This is a genomic window from Prevotella multiformis (assembly GCF_018127985.1).
In the GTDB taxonomy this organism is placed as follows: domain Bacteria; phylum Bacteroidota; class Bacteroidia; order Bacteroidales; family Bacteroidaceae; genus Prevotella; species Prevotella multiformis.
On the sequence record NZ_CP072358.1, the window covers coordinates 49,639 to 71,834 of the forward strand.

The window sequence follows — 22,196 nt, forward strand, 5'->3', positions numbered from 1 at the left end:
TTTATAAAGATATATATAAGATTATAGGTTTGAAAATAATTTGATTTGTAGGATTGTAGGATTGTAGGACGGTGTTTTTCTGAAAATTATTTTTCAAAACTCGTGTTTTCCTTGTTTTCTTGAAATTTTAGGGGGTACGGGGGAATTTGCGCCGATTTCGTGAGGTGTAGAAATGAAATAAGCCGTACCTATTCATCCGAACTGGCACGGCTCAATTGAGGAAAATTATAGCCTATTTTGGGCTGGAAATAATATGGTTTTTCTTTGGTAATATCGGCTTTTTTTAGTACCTTTACATAGTTAAATTGGGGGATTACATACTTGTTTTAGTATATTTTATCAACCTCGTTTTAATATGTTAGAATGGTCTATTATCACCGTCTGAAGGAGGGAAAGGGAGGTCTTGTGTGGTTGTTGTATGTGTATTTGTCCGCACATTCTCTTCTTTCTTTACTTCGGGTTCAGGTTCGGGCGCAAATGTACGCCTGAAATCAATATTATATAATTCTCTGAACTTGTCATAGTCAATGATGATGGCACTTGTAGATGTACTCTTCGGCTTCATCACCTTAACCATTGTCTCCTGATCATCAGCCCTTGCTATCTCAATGCTCTCCTCCCATGTGAATCTACGTGAGGGGACAGTGCCGATGTATGAGGGGTGGCTGCGTAGGTTCTGCTCGATGGTAGACAGCGTGCTGCCCTCACTATTATATCCGCTGCGGTCGAAGATGCTGAATACCGAACTGAGACGGATGAACATGATGTTCGTGTCAGGCTCGAACGTGAATGTATGCTGGTCGCCTCGGGAATCCTTGCCAGTAACCTTCTTTGGCTGCTCGATGAGGAACTCACGACCCTCGATGACCTGCTTCGTGTCAATCATATTGTTGACAGCCGTGAAGAACATTGCCAATTTATCTGTGCTACGGATGAGAGAGAGCTGGAATCTGATTTTTTCTTGCGCAATCTTGAAGAACTCTGCGTATGTAAACGGAAGCTGAAGGCTGGAATATTGCTCTATCAACTTTACCGTGCCGAGAAATAGCGAAGCAGTCTTCATCAATCGGTCCATTTCTCCAGAGTTGATAATATCTTGCTTCAACTCATTGTATGCCTCCTGTTTGAGGTGGCGAAAGTGGTCCATAAACATTGGGCGAAGCTCCAATATCTGAAGCAGCACGTTTGAAAGTCCCACCTTGTTTGGGTCTTCTATCGTTTTCAATTCCTCAAAGATACGAACCTCCTCCGGTGTTCTGTTGCGAGGCTTGGGTACTTCGCATACGATAACACGGCTCATTAAGGCATTGTCATCACGCTGTGGGGTCTCCTGTCCGCAGATAACAACGGGAGCAAAGACTTTGTCGTTTTCTATTTCCCTTCCTGATGTACCCTTACGCTTCTGCTTTCCATCACCGTCATATACGATACCTTTCAATGCCTGGAACTTATTATCGCTGATGTCCTTGTTATTGTATTCGTCAAGCACTACCGGGACATCCTTGAACATACCCATAATGGTGGCCATGGCAGCGTCGGTACCTGTATTCAGGTTGAAGATGGGAATATTGGGGGAAATGAAGAGAGACCGAATGGATATGGCAATCTGTGTCTTACCTGAAGACATCGGACCCATAAAGAACGGGGCTGTGAACAATCGGTCGATGCAGTGGATGTTGCTTCGAAAGGCGCACATGATGGCGAAGATAAGTGCCCACTTTCCATTATCGTTGATTTTATAGACATGGTCCATCAACGATGCCCACTTCTCGAAGGTTACCCTTTTCTCCGCAGGAACTTCCTTATATACCAGTTGGCTGATAAGCTCGTACTTATCCGATTGCTTTCCACTGCCGGCATATATCGTTGAGAATGCCGGCAGATAGTAGTTGTTCTTGTTGTGTGTGACAACTCCCAGTTCATTGACTGGCTCAAACTGCCATTTCCCCTCTACGTTGTGGAATATACCGTTGGCGAATGCGAAGAATTGTTCGTCTGCCTTACGGCTCATACCCTCGCTCTGCTGATTGCCGTATGTCTTGACCTCTGAACACATCACGAAATGTCGGCTCATATAGGTCTTGATGGCTTTCCATTGCCATTCCTCGCCATTGAAGTTCACGGCTTCGTAATTGATAAGCACTTCCTCTATCGATGACATCTTCAGCATTGCCTTGGAAGGTATTTCTATGTAAATGGGGGTGTCATAAAAGCGGCGGTTGATGCGAAGCACGCGCTTGTTCTGTTCGAAGTCATCAGAGAAGATGTGAAGCAGCGGAGTCATAAAGAAGTCGGCTACCTGCGTCATGCCGTTGCCGTTCTTGTTCCGAAACATATAGCAAACAGGCTCGCTCTTCTTGTTCAGACGAGGATAATAGCCACACTCCTTCCACATCTTTCGGTAATCCTCATTCTCCATCACATAGTCAGGAGGCTCGTTTACATCGAACTCCTCATCGTCAAGGTTATCCGCTTGCATACTCACCTTCATCGCAGCCTTACGCTTGGAAACGAAAGGTTTTCTCAGTTCATCAAACTGTCCCTTGGTGAGTTTAAGGCTTGAACAGTAGTGATTGCGGTTTACCGTGATTACCGTATCCTCGGCATAAGATGTGAGTTCAATACACCGAGAGACGAGGGGGACTTTATCTCCTTGGAAAGTTTCTAAGAACCTGCCATGCAGCCCGATGTAATAATCAACGAACGCCCCCGTGGAGTCGTTGTAGGTCATCTGAATGTTGATGCCTGAACGAAACATCTCGGCAAGCGTGCTTAAATAGTCGCTCTCCTCGCCGTCTGCGTTAATGCTACAGCCAGTCTCTGACGATGCGAAATAGCAATAGACACGGCGTAGCTCCTGAATATCGTTGCTGGATGGGCGACCAGCTACATAGACGATAGGTTCTTCACCATAACCGTCAAGAAATTCCTGCATAACCGAGGTAAGAATACCAGGGCGGTCGCTTTCAATGTTCTCCTTGAGCGCATCAATACCGAAGATACCCGACTGTGTCTTTGTTTGGGGCAATGCTTCCTTTACCTTGGCACGTAATCCTCTGACCTTATCATCGATGATGCCGATCTTGCTCTTGAAATCTACCGCTATGGACTTGATATACTCCAATCTCAGAGCTGCGTCCTGAACGCAAGCTACAAGCGAACATATCGTATTGAGGCAGTCGGCAATAACAGTCTCGTCCTTGCAGCCGTGAGGTATCATCATTCTTTTGAGAGCCTTTGGGAAAGGTTCTGTCAGTTCCTTGAACTTTTCTTGCGTCGCTTCTCCATTAGCTTTGGCAAATTCGTCGGGGTCTGTTCCTTTCGGGAGACGAATACATTTGACCTTTGCCCCGGCTTTCAATAGCAGCTCACAATTCTTCAGCGAAGCCTTGACACCTGCTGCGTCTGCGTCATAGACCATGACGATAGAGTCCGTGAAGCGAAGAAGTAGCTTTATCTGGTCATCTGTAAATGCAGTTCCACTTCCACCGATTACGTGCTCCACACCAACCTTATGAAGGGACATAACATCGAACTGCCCTTCTACAAGATAAGCGTAGCCTTTTTTGCCGATGGCCTTTCTTGCCTGGTAAAGACCAAAAATGTGCTTACCTTTTGTAAAGAGGGGTGTTTCCCCTGTGTTCACGTACTTACCAACACCCTCCCTTGGTGTAATGATACGTCCTGAAAAACCGATAATATGTCCCTGCATATCATAGAAAGGGAACATTACACGGTCTCTGAATCGGTCGTAGAACCTACCTTCAGTAGAACCGACAACATCGACTTCCTTTAATCGGTCGAGTGAATACCCAGCTGTGGTAAGCGTGTTCATTGCGACATTGCCTACAGGGGCATATCCTACACCGAAGTCGGACAATGCTTTGTCATCTAATTTGTACCCACGGTTATTCAAAAAACTCTCGGCTTGAGATAGATTCTTTTGGAAGAACTTGGCTGCTGCCTCGATAGCAATCCGCTGTGCTTCCTTTTGCTTGTACTTGGCTTCTTCTTCAGGACTCATTTCCTTCTGTGGGAACTCCAATCCAGCTAAGGTTGCGCACCATCGCAGAGCTTCGATGAAACTTAAATTAAGATGGTGTTGGACGAATGCGATAACATCACCGCTCGCTCCGCACACAAAGCAATGGTAAGTTTGCCTTGAAGGGCTTACCACCATAGACGGTGTATGATCATCATGGAACGGACAGACTCCTTTATAGTTCACACCAGCTTTATGCAAGTGTGTAAAGGACTCGACCACATTCACGATGTTCAAAGCCGATTTTACCTTTTCAATAAATAACTTATCTACCATATTATTTTTCCTCAAATAATTCTAACTGGCGTGATTCCAACGCTTCTTGAATGGTTATACCCAAATATTCCGCCACTGCGGTGTATTCCTTTCCCGTGATGGACTTCCTTCCATAGTACAAGTCCCACCAACGGCGTTGCCCTATGCCAGTTTCTTTATAAAAAGCCCTTGTAGGGGTAAATTCTTCGGGATGCCTGAACTTCAATTTCAGCATCTCCATCAATAAATTGCGTTTAACCAATGGGCCAGGAGTCATTCTCCTGCGCAGAACAAAAAGTCTGACGGACATCGGGCTGCGACCAAGGTAGGCAGCCATATCCTCAAACGAGACCTTGCCAAGGCTTTGTTGGATATACTCAGCCTCTTGTGCGGTCCACCGCTTATTTTTGCCATTACTTTTCATGCTTCATTATACTATTGAATTCCCTGTCAAATTTCCAAATTCGCAGACGGTCAGCTTTGTCTACATGACCAAAATTGCACTGGACATAGGTTTGTAATGCAGTGCGGAGCAGTTTAAGCTCTTTATCCGTGAGTTCTTGTATGGAGTAATTTCCCCAGCCATCTTTGTCAATGAACATTTTTTAGAAAATTTCTTAATGTTTTCGCGACTCCCTCTCGCCAACGTTTTCGCCAAGTAGGGGTGAATACTGGTTTTACTTTGAAATTACCACGTATACGGATTTCTTTTGCGCCAGCCTTTCTTTTGGACAGCTTCATAGTCTTTCGTATACTGATCATTGTTAATCGAATTTAAGGTCATACAATTTATTTCGATTAAGAGGATACCCTTTTACGCTTTCCCATACACCATCCTCGTTGGGTGCGATATACGCTTCTTTTTCTATACTGGTAGTGAAAGCGCGACCGTGTTCATCCCATACGATTCCTTTGCTGCCTTGGTGTGCAATGACTTGCCGGACATCTGAATGTCTCAATTTCATCTCATCGATAACGATACCTACATTTAATGCAGCAATAGCTGTTTCAAAGTCTTTTGTCTTCATAAGTTTGTTGTTTTAGTTTCACATTCTTTTTTAAGGGAGTATTGAACATACTTTTTCAGTTTAAGGCAATACAACCCATTGATGCAGTTGCGATGGAACTCGCAGCTTTGACACTCACTATGCATTGGGCCACAGCTCCTTTTCTGGAATATTCAGATACTCTGAGATAACCTTTCTTTTCAAAGCATCAGGAACAAAGTCTCCTCGAAGCCATCTGTAGACCGTACTCTCGTTCACACGACACAGTTTTGTCAAATCCATAATCACCTCGTTCCTCTGATTTGGAAGCGATTTAATGTACTCTGTAAATTTCATTTCTAATCTTTTTTAATGTTTTCATTGCCACATCAATAATTTTAGTTATTTTCGTAGCGCAAAAATTCTTTCGTAGCGCAAAGTTGCAACTTTTATTTGATATAAACAAATAAATGGGTGATTATTTCTCCCATTTTTAATAATTGACCAAAAATGGCAGAAGGAACTATTACAGACAGAATCGTACAGATTATGGAGAAAGAGGGGCATACGGTTAGTACGTTTGCCCGAAAGTTGGGAATATCCTGGACTTCCGCAAACAATATCGTATCAGGGCGAAATGCACCAAATTATGAGACGATAGTAAAGATAATTGAGAGTTTCGACAATATAGATGCTAACTGGCTGGTTATGGGGCAGAAAGGCGCAAAAGGAACTGATGCTGAAAAGCTGTATTCTATCATATCCACCCAACAAAAAACTATTGAAAACCAGCAAAAAACGATTGACCGGCTTACGGCAAAACTTGTCGAAAACATACCTGAAGAGTCTGGTAAAAAAGTGGCAGATGCCGTATAATCAAGATGTATCCTGAAGGCTTCAATGAGTGATTTTACGGTGTAATTCTCAAAAAATATAAGTGAAAATATCACTCAAATGTTTGAAGCGCAAAGTAGTATGAAAACGATACTATCGGTGGAAAGTCGGCGATATATAGCTAATAATATAAAATTGCCCCATTGAATATCAGCAAGTTAAAGTCACACTTAATGCAACCGAAAATCTGGTCATCCCGACAAACAAGACAGCGGGAGGGATTGATTGTCAATCCCTCCCGCTGTCTTGTTTAAGTCATGGGCGGTGGAGCATCAGCCCTTTCCGCCTGTGCGAAAACGTCACTTATTTCTCAGATTCCGTGATGCTGTCCGGCTTTACAATGCCGTGAATGCAGCTACAAAGCCGAAGATGATGCCCGGTGTGTTGGCAATGGCCAATGGCCAGTCGCGCTTCTCTTTGAACAGACCGTACGATACCCATAGAGTACAGTTGATGCCTGCCATGAACGGCTGGATAAAAGTCCCTTTGTGTCCGGCGAGGTTGTTCTGTATCTGCGGAAAATAGAAGATATACATCAAAACTGATGTCACCATACCGATCCATCCCATGGATGTGAAGAACTTTTCTTTTGTCATGATTGTATTTGTTGATGAAAGAATGTCAGATGAGCTGTTGATCATTGTATCTTCTGTTGCTTGGCTCATCTTTGCCAATGCAGAAGAGGATGAGCATCATCAGCCAGGGCGTACCTAACAGGCTGAAGAGAATCCAGAGAGCCACATTCCGGTTTCTTTTGCGTGCCATGATGGCAACGATGAAATACCAGATGAGGTAGAAAGCGGCACACAGAAGGATGATGCCGAGGGCAAAGGTCCCTCCCAAGAGGCTTGAGAGGGCGTCTCGAGCACTCTCATGGTTAGCTGCAAAGGTAAATGATGCCGTGAATATGGATAGGCAGAATGTGATGAATCTTTTTGATATCATTTTATTTTAGCTGTATATATTGATGGGCACAAAGTTAATACTTTTAGGGAGAATACATCTGCAAATGGGAGAAAAACATAGTCGTATGTGTTTTTTGTGACGTTCTTGTGACGTTCTTTGTTTCCTCTTTATCTGTATTTCCATCCGTAACTTCCTTTCAGCGGGCAGTCTTTCATTGTCTTTGGAAAAGCGGGATTCTTCATCAGGTAGAGAACATAAGGCAGGTTCTGGAAATCCATCAAAGGTGATTTTCAGAGCCTGCCTTAAATCTTCAGGTTTCTCCGTGTAATGCAGTTTTTCCGCTTTCCCTGTGTTCTCTGTGTGAGGATAAAAGCTCACGGAAACGCCATCTTTCAGAGTGTACGCCCTCACAGAGTCACGGAACTTGCGGAGCCTTTAATGAAAGGCGGGGCATGGAGAGACCTCTAAGTTTACCTTTTCACTTTTTTCCAACAGAGAGTGCTCCTGAACCTTTGCTTTTACTGCAAGTTGTTACCATCCGGGCAACAGACAGCAAGCGTGTGAACCCTCAACACGACTGGTGCGGGTTCTCAACACGGCAGGTGCCGGGCATCAGTACATCGGCAGGAGGCCGGTTTTGTTTCTGCTACGGTTCTGTCGTAATTACTCAAACCACTTCTGTATCGCATCCATCAGCGGTGTCAGCTCTCGGTCGTGTACACGACCGTATCGGTCGGTCACCTGCATGGCGTAGGCAATGATGAGGCGGCGCTTGGCACGTGACATGGCTACATAGAACTTACGTGCGTCTTCCTCGTCCTGCTGTCTTGTTTTGTTGTAGACGTTCGGATAGCGTCCGTCAGCAGCATCGAATAGGATGACGTTGTCAAATTCCAGCCCTTTTGCCTTGTGTACGGTTGTTACGTAGACCCGCTCAAGGATGCTCCGGCTGTTGCAGAAGTCGGCCTCTTTCAGGGTGTTGATGTCCATGATGTACTGTGAAAGCTGTGGAGCGAGTGCATTCGGCACATTCCTGTCTGTCTGCATATCGATGCGGAGATAGCGTAGGATATACGATAATCGTGGAATCTCGTTGATCAGCCCGTCAGAATGAAAACGGTCGTAGGTAGAGGAAAGTTCTTTCGCAAGGGCTGGCTCATGGTCATTTGAGCGTCTGTAAAGCCGTCCGACGGCTTCTTGGTACCATTCACCGTAATTTCTGCGGAGCGCATCGGCAAATGGCCGGACTTTCGGATGACGGAGGAAGGCGGTCTGCTGCGCCTGTTTCTCACTTGCCTTCCTGGCACAGAGATGTATGAGGCTTATGGTTGCCCTCACGTCATCTATCGCCCGGTGACTGTTCACCCCCTTCAGCCGGAAGGCCTCGAGCAGGCTCTCCAACTTGTAGGAGTGGAGGCCCGGGGCCAGTAGCCTTATCAGCTTGAGCGAGTCGAAACAGCGGTTTCCGTGTGTCTGCATCGTATCATTGCAATATCGTTTCAGGCAGTTGTCGATTATGTTGTAGTCATAGCTGGCATTATGCCCGAGGACTGGGCGTGTGCCGATGTAGGCAAGGAAGCGTTGCAGGGCATCTGCCGGGGCAAGCAGCCTGTCTGCGGCCATCTTCTCATGGTAGATAGCATACATCGGGTTTTCCTTGTCGCCGAGCGTCGGCAGGATGGGTTTGCTGGTCTCAATGTACAGATCGAGCGGGTCGCCGATGATTTCCCCTCCCTTGATACGGATGGCGGCAATCTCTATGATGTCGTCACTGAACACGTCCAATCCGGTTGTTTCCGTGTCGAACACGACGATTTCCGCTTCGTTATATGCTTGCAGGAACTCTGCCGTATAGCAGCTGCCCGGGTAGAGCAGGAGGTCGGAAGGCGACAGTGCGAGCTGTTTCAGCTTCCAGTTGAACCGCCGGGCAAGTGCGTGAGAGGGAAAAGCATGCACACCTTTCATAATACGCGTCCATGCTATGGAGTTGTGGTCGTTGGCAAGTACGCTCAGATGTGCCAGTAACAGCTTGACTTCAGGTGTGTCAAAGAGGTCGCGCCCCGATACCTTGAAGTGAGTCAGACCCGCCTGTGTCATAGTGTCACTGATACGGTCAGCATCCGAGTTGGCGCTGACGATGACGGCGGTACGCTCGTCTTTGTTCTGTTCGTAGAGACGGAGTGCCTCTTCGGTAACGTCCCGGCGTTCCGTTTCCATCGTGCTGCTGTGTATGATCCTCAGGTCGCCGGGGCTGGCTTTGGCATCGTTGTCTGATACAGGCAGCAGGTCGCGGTCGATCTGCAGCTGTCTTTCCGCATAGCTGTTGAACACATCGAGCAGGTATTTGGGGGAACGGTGGTTGCGTTGCAGATGGTGGATGTTCCCCTTGCAGCGCATCTTCAACAGTGTCAGCGTCTCGGTTTTCGCCCCCATGAAAGAAAAGATGGCCTGCTGTTCGTCGCCTAAGTACATCACCATCGGGTGGTCTTCCGCTGTCAGCAGGTCGATGATGGCGAGCTGCATGCCGTTGAGGTCCTGCACCTCGTCCACCTGTATCCACGGGTAGCGTTTGCAGGAAGAGTCTGAACGGTAGATGTCGTAAGTGTAAAGCAGCAGATCTTCGAAGTCGAAGAGGTGATTCTCCTCCTTGTATCGTGCATAACAGCCGGCGTAATACATCTTCCAGAGCAGCACACGAATCCTGTCGGCCAGCTTTCCGTCAAGCCCCGGCGCATTCGCCTCGTCCATATATTCCTGTGCATGATGATAGATATTCACTACCGCCTGCTTGTCATATTCAATCTTTTGTGAGGCGCAGATATGCTTTACAGCTTCCCTGTCGTCATCCGTAAAACTCTCTGGGTGGAGGTAATACTTCCATGGATGGCGGTGTTCCATCTGATAGATGAAATGCTGGAAGAAGATAATCGTCTGATAACCTTTGTATCGGTTGAAGTCTCTTGTTACGCCTTCTTCGTCCTCGTTGCGGTAGTCAGCAATGATGCTCACTGCCTCTTCGTCGTCAATGATGGCTGAATCGGCTGGGATCCGTCCTTGTTCAAAAAGGAACTTAGAGCAGAAACGATGCACGTTACCCACCATCAGCTCCGAGAAATCACCTCCCACCACCTTTTGGATGCGGTTGGTCATCTCCCTTGCGGCGCGGTTGGTGAACGTCAGACAGAGCATGTCCTCATACTTCACACCCCTTTCCCGTGCGTATTTTATTCTCTCTGCGAGGATATGCGTCTTGCCACATCCTGGCGACGCCAATACAAGATGATGTCCCTGACTTGCCTCTACAACAGGAATCTGGTATTTATCTAAACTTGGTGTGTAACTGTTTGCCTCCATAGAAAGTATTTTTATAGCAGTAGATGCTTCTTCTGCAAAAGTAAGAAAAAGATTGGAAATAACTCGTTGTCAACTTAAAAGAATGAAAATAAAATTGTAACTTTGCAATCGGACTTGGTGTGCAGGTGTGTACCCAGTCCCATTTTGTGGGTTAATAATTTAGCGTTTGCTATTTATTCAATAACGTTCAGGAAACTTGGCGGTAGAATGAACAACAAGAATGGATGAATAAGTGAACGTCCACGATAGCGTGGGCGTTTCTCATCTCTTGTTGTAGGTTTCCGCCAAGTACCTCTGAACGTGGATGAATGCGTCCACGTTTTACGTGCAGGTACTTGGCTATAACTTTTGTGAATTGAGTATACGGCATCGCATTAAAACGTTTTAATGCAATGACAAAAGAACAGACGACCATTTTAAAAGGTGTAGCTATCCTAATGATGCTATTTCTTCATTTATTCAATGGTTTTAATCTGAGTGCAGTTTGTGAACCTTTGATTTTTGTTGGTGGTACTCCCCTTGTTCACATTATCAGTAGGGCCTGTAATCCTGTAGGGATATTTTTGATGCTGAGTGGATACGGGCTTAGTTACACTTACTATCGAGGCAAATTGTCAGTTAACGGACAAGAGCGTAGACTTTTAAAGCTCTACATCCATTACTGGCTCATATTGTTGATATTCGTCAGTATAGGTTTTTTCGTAAAACCCAGTAGGTATCCAGGAAATTTGTTGGATATAATAATGAATTTTACGAGTTTGAGTAGCAGCTATAACTCGGAGACATGGTTTTTGTTTCCTTACGCCTTGCTGTCGCTTACATCTATCTGGATTTTTAAATGTATAGATAAATTAGGGAGCGTGAAGAGTATTATTGTTTCGTGGATTCTCTATATGGTAAGCTGCTATGTTATCAGTCGGTATATAGCTGTAAATAAATCATACACAGAGTGGTATACCTATATTCTGACTTATTTTAATGTGTTGTTCTCTTTTGTTATAGGAGCTGTATTCCATCGGCAGGTTGAAAAAGGTAAATCTTCTATACCTTTTTTATATTCACATAAGGTGGTTACCATCATGATCTTGTTGTTATTGATAGTCATTAATTGCTTTATTTCAAGTGCGGCTACTGCGTATATATTTGAATTTTCTTATCTGTTCCTGCTATTGCACTTAAGTTTTAATGGTATTGCGAAACGATTTCTTATGTCAATGGGTAAACAGTCTATGATTATGTGGTTAACCCACTCCTTCTTCTGTTATCATTTATTCCATGATTTTATTTACGGTTTCAAGTATCCGTTAGCCATTTATATTGTACTGATAGTTATCAGTTATGTTGTTTCACTTCCCATCAGCTATCTTTCCAAGGCTATTATCCAGCAAGTTCCTTTTTTGAGGTAACATCTTTCCTGAATCAGAAAACATTTTAGGCTGGCTTCCTGTTTCTCATGGGAAAGCGGCAGCTTTTCTCTAAAGGAAAAAGTAATTTCTTCATCCGGCGGGCTTGTAGTTCGGGAATTTTATCTAAATTTGTAGACATGGATTTTTATGTTTCTTGTAAATGCGAATAGAGAGGACGCTGGTATGGGCAAATTGAGATTGAAGAAGCATCTTGCCGCACTGCCGAAGGAAGATGTAATAAGACTTGTGTTGGATTTGTATGATGTAAACAAGGATGCGAAGATGTATCTGGAAACGTATCTTACACCTGATTATAGTGCAGCATTGGAAAGGTACAAAAAGATTGTCCGTGATGAATTCTTCCCTGCCCGGGGCTTTTCAGACAAGCCTTCCTTTGCGACTTGCCGCAAAGCGATCTCCGACTTCAAGAAGTTGAAGGCTGACGCCGTCAGTCTTGGTGATTTGATGCTTTACTATATAGAGTTGGGATGTGAGTACACAATGACCTTCGGTGATATGTGGGAACAGTATTACACCACATTAGAAACGAATTTTGAGAAAGCTCTGAAGCATATTTCCGGCCATGACCTAGGGGAACATTTCAGACCGAGAATTGAAAGTATGCTTAATTCAACACATTGCGGTTGGGGCTTTTCCGACACCTTATGGGATATGTACTATGACTATTATGGTCGTCAAGAGTTAACCAAGATACTTGTTTGAACAAACATAGAGCCTTATCTGTAGAAACAATACAATAGCAGGCAGCTTAACTATTCAATAAGAAACTATGCAGGATTTTGCAGCGATTGACTTTGAAACAGCGAATTTTGAGCGGTGTAGTGTATGCTCGGTGGGTGTGGTGATAGTAAGGGGAGGGGAGATCGTTGATACTTTCTATTCCCTTATACAGCCCGAACCGAATTATTACCATTGGCGATGCGTGCAGGTGCATGGGTTGACGTGTGCGGATACGGATGATGCCCCGGTGTTCAGTGAGGTGTGGAAACAGATAGAACCGATGATAGAAGGTTTACCGCTTGTAGCTCATAACGCCCCGTTTGATAAAGGTTGTCTGAAGGCAGCGTTTTATACCTATCAGATGGATTACCCCGATTATGAGTTCTATGATACGTTGAAAGCCGCCCGCCGCCGACTTCCTTATCTCCATGACCATCAACTGCAGACCGTTGCGGCCGAGTGTGGCTACGACCTTTCCAATCATCATCATGCCCTTGCTGATGCGGAGGCCTGTGCATGGATAGCGAGGGAGATTTTGTAGGAAAGTTTTTGCTTAAATACCACGCTGCTCTTTCGTTGACAGGGGACTGGTCAACTCTTTGCGTCTTCGCCTTTATGCGAGCAGATCCAGCTCTCTCCTTGAACGGAATATGCCCGTACTATGCAACCGACAGTGGAAACTGGAGCTGTCGCTCAAGAGAAAAAGGCAGGTCCGAGAAATCCTGACTTCGTCACTTTTCCGAAGTAAGATTGTAAACGTTTGATAATCAATGCTTGCGTCTTTGTCCAGGGTAACGCATAAAAAGGTTCTTCCGTTAAATACATAGATTGGAGAATAAAGGCTTATACATTTGCATGGTATGACTGTCCGAAATCAGATGGTCTTACAAAGGGGGATGGACTACAAGATAAGATGCAGAAAAGGCGCATTGATACGATGCCTGTCCATCAGGCTGTCTTTCCGTCTTCTTCAACTTATTCCCATATCATCGGTATTTGTAAACTGTTTTCATGTAACGCAAGGCAACACATGCCCTTTTAGAAGCTAAAAGGTGCCTGACTGGCTTGCAACAGGTGCTCTTTCGGCGTGTTACCAACGCCCTTTTGAAGTCCAATCAAGCACCTTTTCTGAACGGCTTGGCAACCAATTGATTTACTGCCGGTTAAAGACCTGCTTTTTGCACGTGTTTTTTATATTTGCAGAGGAGCCTGTTAGAGCTTGTGTAATGGTTTTTCAAAATCTTATCTGTATTCTCAACGTATTAAAACGAAAAGGTTTTTGTATCGGGGGATGATGATAGAATAGCCAGTTGAACGGTCTTGGCCATGTTTTTGGTTAATGAATCACTTCGGTTCTTCCGTTAAAGCTATACGAAAAACATCTGCGCATTTAACGAAAGAACCTAAAAAAGCGGATGAGATAGTGGGTTCATACCCCCTCTATACGAGAGATAATCCGAATTTTGAGTTCTCGTTGAGGTGTATTGGATGCCTTATTTTTCTTGGGTGGCGCAATGACGAAGTCTGTGAATAGGCAGATCTGACAAATCTTATCGTCCCCGTATGCCAATGCAGATTTTTAAGAACATGCTTATGATCCCTCTGGCATCACCGTCCCGTTGCTTGGTGAAACTGTTTTTCTGTTTTTCCTCATTCTATTTCTTCATAACGAAATATCTTCTTTTTTCTTTTCTTTTCTGCATACTATTTCGTATCTTTGCGCGCAATTAGAGACCATCAATTATATTGTATTGGTAACTTCAGAATCGCATTAGACTTACATCTCCACATGAATGAGTTAGAGGTTTCGTTATGAGCCGGCTGTGCCCTTATGATTCCTTGTGCTGGTTCATTTTTTGTTTGTCTGATGCTTTTCTACCGAGACGGATTATGAATACCGCGGACAGCCAGTCAATCCCTGTTCTGTCCCGAAGCGGTAGCCTCCTCCTTCCTCGTCCACTGCTTGGCTTTTTCATGTCAAGGAGGAAGGGTTGTGTGTCTGCTGATGTTTGTCGTTTCGTCTTCTTTCTCTATATTTTCTTTTCTGAAGAGTCTGCAAATAGATAATGTGATTTGCGGAAAGACCTGTCGTCCGGAATGTTGGGTCAATTTCTTATGCGGATATTGAATTAAAGTGTATAAATGTCGTTATCGGGTCACAGTCCCAAGGGAAAATACGCTGTTGAAGATTGCTTGCTTTTGTGTATGGCTGGAGAAGCCGCATAGAGAGTGGACAGTCTACGGAATACTTTTGACAGAAAACGGATTTTGCAACCATTTATATACATTTCACAAACTGGAAGAATACATCCGTCCGGACTCTTTCATATCTTACGAAAGTGACTATATGATGTTCTCCTGCAGTACGTATCTAAAATGTTTGCTTTATGGATATAGGAGGTGAGGGATAAGTTTGCTAAAACAAAAATAATAGTAGGTAAATTGATCATCAGTCTTTGTAATAATAAAGATAATTTTACATGATATTTTTTGATATGTTCTTTGAAGTAGTTGTAAAATGAAGTCCGTATTTCTCTTTATAAAGAAGGTATATAGATTACTTAGAGAAAGGAAAAACAGACTGCAATTACTGATGTATCGGCAGTTAAGTCTCCTGTTTCCAGTAAGAGATGATATCATAACTTTTAATAACTTTAACGGGAAGGGCTATGGGGATAACCCAAAGTATATTGCGGAAGAAATACTGAAACAGAAACTACCGTACAGGATTTTCTGGCTTGTTGGTGGAAAGGCTGATGGCAAGTTCCTACCTCAAAGAATAGAGCCTGTTAGGATTAGAAGTTTTAAAGGAATGCGGGTATTAGCCGGTTCAAAAGTTATCGTAAATAATGTGAAGAATCCTCTTCCTTTCATAAAGAAGAAAGGGCAGTACTATATTCAGACATGGCATGGTCCTTTTGGACTGAAATATATAGAAAATGATGCAAAAGAGCATTTAAGTTCATATTATATTAAGCATTCTCAAAAAGATTCTTTGGTAACAGACCTGATGATATCAAGCAGCAATCTACAGACAGAAGAGTTTCGCACTGCCTTTTGGTATAATGGGGAAGTTCTGGAGAGTGGTATGCCGCGTAATGATTTCTATTTCCGAATAAACGAATCCGCAAAACTGGCAATAAAGCATGGTCTGGGTATCCCCCCACATAAAAAAGTTTTGCTTTACTGTCCTACATTCAGAGATAACGGATCTACGGATGCATACGATATTAACTGGAATAATATAATCAAAGCATTGGACAGCCGAAATGACGGAGAGTGGATTGTTTTGATTCGGCTACACCCTAATGTTCCTCATCCAGAGCAGTTGTTCCACTTTACTGAAAGAATTGTCGATGTGAGCTTTTATCCTGATATGCAAAAACTCATGGCTATCAGTGATCTACAGATAACCGACTATTCTTCCACTTTATATGACAGCATAATTTTACAGACACCTGTCTTTCTATATGCACCGGACATAACTGAATATCAACAGACACGTGGACTAAAACCTTTTTATTTTGATTTACCTTTTACTCGGGCTACGACAGACGAGGAACTAAGGAAGGCAGTCCTACGTTTTGATTTAAAAGAATTTCTTAGAGAAAAGGACACTTTTTCACGGATGTATCAATGTTTTGACAATGGTCATGCCTCTGAACGCATAGTTGAAAGAATTCATGATGTAATGACTGGTAGCTTCCCACGAAACAAGTATGGAAAATAAAGAGGATATAAAATCTAAGACTATTAAGGGATTTATCTGGCGTTTTGGAGAACGGCTGTCCTCACAGCTGGTCAGCTTTGTTGTCTCCGTTGTACTTGCTCGATTGCTGCTGCCAAAGGAATATGGAGTAATTGCCTTAACAATGGTTTTTATTAATATTGCAAGTTGTCTTGCAGTCAGTGGCTTAGGAACTTCACTTATCCAAAAGAAAGATGCTGATGAACTTGATTTCTCAACGATGTTCCATGCAGGGAATGCCTTGTCACTCTTCTTATATGCAATTCTTTTCATTGCAGCCCCTTTCATTGCTGACATCTACAAAAACGAAGTGATTACTCCTGTACTCAGGGTCTTAGGTTTGATTATACCGATTTCTGCTATTAATTCCATTCAGCAGGCAAGCATATCACGGAAACTTGATTTCAAAAAATTCTTCTACGCAACGTTGATAGGCACGATTATATCAGGTTTCATAGGAATTTTCATGGCGTACCACGGCTTTGGCGTCTGGTCTCTTGTCGGGCAACAATTATCCAACCAGCTTGTTAATACTTTCACACTTAATAGGATTATAACTTGGAGACCGAAGTTGATATTCTCTTATCGACGATTTAAGGTGCTGTTCTCTTTTGGATCTAAATTTATGGGTGCAAATGTCATCGGTTCTTTTTTCAATGAATTAAAAAGTTTCATTATCGGTATCAAGTATCAGCCTGCAGATTTGGCGTTCTATAATAGAGGAGACTCGTTTCCTTCTTTGTTTTCCAATAACATTAATAACACCATTAATGCTGTTTTGTTTCCAGCCATGTCGAAGGTTCAGAATGAACCGGAAGCTCTAAAGCGAGCTGTAAGACGTGCGATGATGACAAGTAGCTTTATCATGTGTCCGATACTCTTGGGACTTGCTGCAACTTCAGACAAACTCGTATTGATTTTATTAACGAAGAAGTGGCTGTCCTGTGTTCCTTTCATGCAGGTTCTTTGCTTCCAGTATCTTTTCGGAATCCTTGGAACAGCTAATTTACAGGCTCTGAATGCCTTGGGGAGAAGTGATGTGACACTGAAACTGGAGCTTTACAAGAAGCCTGTCTATCTCTTATTTATTGTCATAGGAATGTTTGTCAGTCCTTTGGCTATTGCCATTGCCTGTACTTGTTATGGATTTATTGGAACAGCCTTTAATGCCTGGCCCAACAGAAAACTGATAGGATACAGTTTCAAAGATCAACTTAAGGATGTTTCTCCACAATTTGGAATTGCACTTGCCATGGGGGGGGGCATTTATCTTATAGGGCTTCTTCCATTGAATATATTTGTTTCTTTCTTTATTCAGGTTGTTATAGGAGGTGCATTCTACATCGGAATGGCAAGGATTCTCTCCTTGGAGAGTTACAACTATGCTGTTAACACAATCAAGAATATCAGGAAAAAATGACACTCGTTTCAAAGGCAAATAGTTTTTATAAAGAAGGAGGGTGGCATCTTGTCAGACGAAAGATAATCAATCGACTGTATAAGATAAGGGATGGATTCTTTTACCATTCAAGTGTATTTGTGCATAAGAATTATCTTCCGAAGGGATTATCCTCTGAAATGTCAGACTGGCAGGCCTATCAGTATTTGAAACGGTGCAGCAGACACTTTCTGGATGATCTTCCAATATACGAGATGAAAAAGGGAATGCCCCCTCGTATTGTCTGGTGGTGCTGGTTGCAAGGAGAAGAAAATGCTCCCCTATTGTGTAAAGCTTGCCTGCGATCTATAAAGAAAAGCTTGCCACAATATGAAATAATCATTATTACCAACGAGAATTATCGGAACTATACGAATATACCCCGGTATATTATTGAAAAGTATGAAAAAGGCATTATTCTAAGAGCGCACTTTGCTGATATTCTCCGTACAGACCTTTTGGTACGTAATGGTGGGGTCTGGATTGATTCGACGGTGTATTGTACAGGCTATCATGAGGACTTGTTCGCTTTACCATTCTTTGTTTTTAAGAATTGGCGACCTGGTGGCGATGTCGGTTGTGTATGTTCAAATTGGCTGATTTCTTCTACAAAGAACAATCCTATTCTTAAAACCACGCTAGAGCTGACTTATTACTATTGGCGTAAGCATGACAGTGCGGTGAACTATCTTTTCTACCATTTATTGTTTCATATTGCAACAGAGCGTTATCCGGAACAATGGAAGCAAGTACCCAACTATCCCAATACAGCTCCTCACGTCCTCCAGTTTGAGTTGTTCGATGAGTATAGTGAGGAGAGAATCAGACAGATAAAAGGTATTTCTGATTTTCATAAGCTGACAAGGCATAAAGTTTCAGGAGTAAAGGGAAAAACAAAGTATAGTTTTTATGAGTTTGTTTCTAACTCATAATAAGAGGCTACATTCTTTATTCATCCGAATCAGACATTTTTATGATTATATTTATAATTTATTTCTTGTTTTTGGCAGAAATTATTCTTTCCTTGAAGTCCTTGAAATTAGGATTATATCTGTATCTGGCTATAAGACTGGTTCTCCCAACTACCGCACGCTTAGGCTCTATCAGTCTCAACTCAGCCTGTATACTTGTTGTTCTAACTATTTTTTTTATAAAAGAAAAGATGAATATTAGAAGAACAAGTTTATTCCCCTTTCCCCTATTAGTACTACCATTATTTTTACTCGGATTATTTGCAAAGACTCCTATTTCTTTTCAATTTTCTGAATTAATGCAATTTACTCTTACAGAGTTAATCCCATTTTTTTTAATGCTTAATATAATTAAAGACGAAGACAAAAACAGATGTTGTCAGCTTATTTATATATCATTTATCATAATAGGTATATACGGTATAATTTCTTTTTTTCTTCCCTATAATATTCTTTATATGTCTTTCTATGATATTTTTAGGGTTGGTACTGTGTATGAGGCCTCAGGTGAAGTTCTATCAATGGGGGCTTTGAATGGGAGAGCTACAGGGAATACCTCGGGAGGGATAATATGGGGACAGATTTGTCTCATAGTAACATCTTTTGCATTATTTGATGGAGATTCCAATAGAAAACTTAGAAATGCCGTTGTTTTCTTAGGTTCTTTAAATTGTCTATTATGTACTAAGCGTTCTGCTTTAGTGCCATTAGCTCTAATATTATTAATTTATTTATTGCAGAGACTATCAAAAATTAATTTAAAAAGTATCACGGTCATTTTAAGCATGATTATGGCCGTTCTTATTCTTCAAAGTTTTTTCCCTGATATTTTTGAAAGAAATTTTATCGCAGCACTCAAGTTTTGGGATGATAGAGCTGCTGAAAATGCAGGATTGCATGGCTCAACTTTTAACATGAGAATGGAACAGGCAACATATTTAAATCAGATGATTAGTTCTTGTGCGTTACAAGGGTTTGGCTTTAATTATCCAACATACTATGTCCAAGTTTACCATGGAATACACCCTTTTATGTTGGGCTTTGAAAGTATCTACTTTTCTGCAGTAGCTTCATCAGGTTATATTGGGTTCATTGTATGGATGTTTTTTTTCGTGCGTATATATAAAAAAACAACCGCAATAAATAGACAATATCGATATGTCCATCTAGCTTACATTATTTCTATTTTTATGTCAGGAATACAGTCAACTTTATGGTTGTATCTTGTTATTGTGGCACTGATGTTTTTAAAAGAGGAAAGGGGAAACCGTAGCAACGTGCAAACTGTAAATATAGATTGACAATGATCCTGTCTATAATAATCCCTGTTTATAATGTAGAACGCTATATTGACAAGACTCTGAAAAGTATATTGTCTCAAAATGCTTTCCCTTTTACATATGAAGTGATTGTTGTGAATGATGGTACACCGGATCATTCGATGGAAATTGTTGAGAGATATAGATACAGTTTTGACAAACTTACGATTATTAACCAGGAAAATCAAGGATTGAGCTGTGCTCGTAATAGTGGTTTGAAGATAGCAAAGGGCGACTACGTATGGTTTATAGACAGTGATGATTCTATCCCCCAAGATGCCTTTGAATCTCTATTCCCTTACTTAACACGCCATAGACATGAAGTACTGGCTTTTGATATAACCAAAATTGAGGAAGAAACAGGAAAGAAGCTGACCGAAAAGATTTTTCTGAAACCGAAATATTATCACTTATACAACACTTCTCATAATGGAACGGAATTAAATAAAAAAATACATACGGGAATTGTACAAAGATTTATCTTCTGCAAGAGTTTCCTGTCAAGGTGTCACCTCGCCTTTACCCCTGGAATTATCCATGAAGATATTGACTTTATCGTCAGAATCCTACTTCATGCTAACAGCATCCTCCCCATTGCCAAGCCATGCTATAATTATCTTCTTCGTTCTACGGGGTCTATCATGTCGTCTCTCAATATTAAATCCTGTACAGACAGGATCAAAATAATAAAGCTGTGGAACAAGATTGAGAGTGAAGAACACTTGTCAAAGATGCAGACAGCGGTCATAGAAGACAACATCTTCAATATCTGTTACGGTCTGCTCATAAGTTCTCCCAGAAACGTATCATCCTATGAGCAGTTCTTGCGCCAGAATAGGAATTATATCATAAGGAGAGGATTGACAGCTGCTCTATATTCCATTTTCTCTTATTTCTCATTAGGGAAAGTTGCCAAGACTTCATATTTGTTGATTAATCTATTGAAAAAATGAAGATAACACATCTCTGGTGGTCTCTCTCCTATGGGGGAATAGAGACCATGTTGGTAAATATTCTGAATGAGCAGGCAAAACTTGCTGATGTTTCGCTTATTATCATTAATGATATGATAGAACCAGCACTTCTTCATAAGCTGACTTCTGATATAAACGTCATTAAGATTGACCGTACTATTGGATCTAAAAATCTTTTTTTCATCCGGAAAATCAACAGGATATTAGAAAGGGAAAATCCCGATGTGATTCATTTGCATGGTAGCAGTATATTTAATTTCCTGAATTCAAGATGGGCAGCAAAGACGTGCTGCACTTTGCACGATATTCCCAGAGGAAAGCCCGGGAGTAGTAATCGCTGGCTGTCCATTGCTCAATGGTGTTTGGATAAGGATAAAGGTAATGTACGGTGTTGCAACAGGATAAAGCATATATTTTCAATCAGCAATTCGGTTTCTGAAGCTCTGTTGCGGGGGTATGGTATTACTTCCGAAGTGGTTTTTAACGGTATTGTTCCGGAGAAGTTTTACCATGAGGTGAGAAGAAGAGGCGAGAGAAAATTAAGAATGGTACAGGTAAGTCGTCTCGATCATCATAAGAAAGGACAAGACTTATTGATACAGGCTCTGTTAAAGCTTAGGCAGCAAGGTGAATATAATATAGAACTCACCTTTATAGGTGATGGGGGGTCGAGAGCTTTTCTTCAGGAGCTGGTAAATGAAAACAATATGGGAAAAGAAGTCCATTTTCTTGGCTCACAGTCACAAGATTATATAGCAGAGCATCTTGCTGACTATGACTTGTTTGTGCAACCTTCTCGTTATGAGGGATTCGGGTTGACTGTTGCTGAAGCTATGGCAGCTGGCGTTCCGGTTCTTGTCTCGTCCAATCAAGGTCCGGCAGAGGTGATAGAGAATGGGAAATATGGCTGGGTATTTAAGAATGAAGACTCTGCCGATCTTGCAAGGATGATAATGTTTCTGCTCTCTCATGAAGAAAAAGTCTTCCAAAAAGCACAGCTTGCACAGAAGTATGTTGATGAGAAATATAATGTGAAGACAACAGCCTATCAATATTTCTGTATGTATTCGGAAAAATTAAATAAATAAACTTTAGATATCATAAGAGACATTTTATCACCAGAGTATTTTTGCAGTTTATTGAATTGATTGTCGCATATAAT

Annotated in this window: 17 protein-coding genes; 10 read left to right on the forward strand and 7 right to left on the reverse strand. The window is 42.2% G+C overall.

Annotation, left to right across the window (positions count from 1 at the left end; all coding sequences use genetic code 11):
* Nucleotides 1-358 precede the first annotated feature (358 nt).
* The 4 genes from dnaG to J4864_RS06660 form a co-directional block, all read right to left on the reverse strand.
* A complete protein-coding gene (gene dnaG / locus J4864_RS06645; protein WP_211815031.1) occupies nucleotides 359-4,318 on the reverse strand; it encodes a DNA primase in 3,960 nt (1,319 codons plus the stop codon).
* A gap of 1 nt (nucleotide 4,319) precedes the next feature.
* Nucleotides 4,320-4,721, reverse strand: a complete 402-nt coding sequence (locus J4864_RS06650) for a hypothetical protein (protein WP_036868076.1) — start codon at nucleotides 4,719-4,721, stop codon at nucleotides 4,320-4,322.
* 340 nt (nucleotides 4,722-5,061) lie between these two features.
* Nucleotides 5,062-5,325, reverse strand: coding sequence for a hypothetical protein (locus J4864_RS06655; RefSeq protein ID WP_036868071.1), 264 nt, complete (start codon nucleotides 5,323-5,325; stop codon nucleotides 5,062-5,064).
* Between the two features lie 117 nt (nucleotides 5,326-5,442).
* On the reverse strand, nucleotides 5,443-5,640 hold the full coding sequence (locus J4864_RS06660) for a helix-turn-helix domain-containing protein (protein WP_004378620.1): 198 nt from the start codon (nucleotides 5,638-5,640) through the stop codon (nucleotides 5,443-5,445).
* 153 nt (nucleotides 5,641-5,793) lie between these two features.
* Here J4864_RS06660 and J4864_RS06665 point away from each other — a divergent pair, with 153 nt between their 5' ends.
* Nucleotides 5,794-6,159, forward strand: coding sequence for a helix-turn-helix domain-containing protein (locus J4864_RS06665; protein WP_211815032.1), 366 nt, complete (start codon nucleotides 5,794-5,796; stop codon nucleotides 6,157-6,159).
* A 353-nt stretch (nucleotides 6,160-6,512) separates the two neighbouring features.
* On the opposite strand, the gene J4864_RS06670 is transcribed toward J4864_RS06665, so the two are convergent.
* The 3 genes from J4864_RS06670 to J4864_RS06680 form a co-directional block, all read right to left on the reverse strand.
* Nucleotides 6,513-6,773 carry a SemiSWEET family transporter gene (locus tag J4864_RS06670; protein WP_007366567.1) on the reverse strand — a complete coding sequence of 87 codons (261 nt, stop codon included), beginning with the start codon at nucleotides 6,771-6,773 and terminating at the stop codon, nucleotides 6,513-6,515.
* Nucleotides 6,774-6,798: 25 nt separating this feature from the next.
* Nucleotides 6,799-7,122 (reverse strand): hypothetical protein, encoded by a 324-nt coding sequence (locus J4864_RS06675; protein ID WP_211815033.1) that lies wholly within the window; start codon nucleotides 7,120-7,122, stop codon nucleotides 6,799-6,801.
* 624 nt (nucleotides 7,123-7,746) lie between these two features.
* Entirely contained in the window at nucleotides 7,747-10,437 is a 2,691-nt protein-coding gene (locus J4864_RS06680; protein ID WP_211815034.1) for a 3'-5' exonuclease, read from the reverse strand.
* Between the two features lie 440 nt (nucleotides 10,438-10,877).
* Between J4864_RS06680 and J4864_RS06685 the strand changes: the two genes are divergently transcribed.
* From J4864_RS06685 to J4864_RS06725, 9 genes are all read left to right on the forward strand, one after another.
* Complete coding sequence (locus J4864_RS06685) at nucleotides 10,878-11,843, forward strand: acyltransferase family protein (RefSeq protein WP_246479540.1); 966 nt, start codon at nucleotides 10,878-10,880, stop codon at nucleotides 11,841-11,843.
* Nucleotides 11,844-12,026: 183 nt separating this feature from the next.
* Complete coding sequence (locus J4864_RS06690) at nucleotides 12,027-12,566, forward strand: DUF6155 family protein (RefSeq protein WP_211815036.1); 540 nt, start codon at nucleotides 12,027-12,029, stop codon at nucleotides 12,564-12,566.
* 67 nt (nucleotides 12,567-12,633) lie between these two features.
* On the forward strand, nucleotides 12,634-13,125 hold the full coding sequence (locus tag J4864_RS06695; protein WP_211815037.1) for a 3'-5' exonuclease: 492 nt from the start codon (nucleotides 12,634-12,636) through the stop codon (nucleotides 13,123-13,125).
* 2,052 nt (nucleotides 13,126-15,177) lie between these two features.
* Nucleotides 15,178-16,314 carry a CDP-glycerol glycerophosphotransferase family protein gene (locus tag J4864_RS06700; RefSeq protein WP_246479494.1) on the forward strand — a complete coding sequence of 379 codons (1,137 nt, stop codon included), beginning with the start codon at nucleotides 15,178-15,180 and terminating at the stop codon, nucleotides 16,312-16,314.
* The gene (locus J4864_RS06705; protein WP_211815039.1) at nucleotides 16,304-17,752 is read left to right on the forward strand and encodes a lipopolysaccharide biosynthesis protein; all 1,449 of its coding nucleotides are present in this window, start codon (nucleotides 16,304-16,306) and stop codon (nucleotides 17,750-17,752) included. The genes J4864_RS06700 and J4864_RS06705 overlap by 11 nt, the downstream gene beginning before the upstream one ends.
* Nucleotides 17,749-18,702, forward strand: coding sequence for a capsular polysaccharide synthesis protein (locus tag J4864_RS06710; protein WP_211815040.1), 954 nt, complete (start codon nucleotides 17,749-17,751; stop codon nucleotides 18,700-18,702). Before J4864_RS06705 ends, J4864_RS06710 begins: the two co-directional genes overlap by 4 nt.
* A 41-nt stretch (nucleotides 18,703-18,743) precedes the next feature.
* Nucleotides 18,744-20,042 carry an O-antigen ligase family protein gene (locus J4864_RS06715; protein WP_211815041.1) on the forward strand — a complete coding sequence of 433 codons (1,299 nt, stop codon included), beginning with the start codon at nucleotides 18,744-18,746 and terminating at the stop codon, nucleotides 20,040-20,042.
* Nucleotides 20,043-20,044: 2 nt separating this feature from the next.
* Entirely contained in the window at nucleotides 20,045-21,013 is a 969-nt protein-coding gene (locus J4864_RS06720) for a glycosyltransferase (RefSeq protein WP_211815042.1), read from the forward strand.
* Nucleotides 21,010-22,122 carry a glycosyltransferase family 4 protein gene (locus tag J4864_RS06725; RefSeq protein ID WP_211815043.1) on the forward strand — a complete coding sequence of 371 codons (1,113 nt, stop codon included), beginning with the start codon at nucleotides 21,010-21,012 and terminating at the stop codon, nucleotides 22,120-22,122. Before J4864_RS06720 ends, J4864_RS06725 begins: the two co-directional genes overlap by 4 nt.
* Nucleotides 22,123-22,196 lie beyond the last annotated feature (74 nt).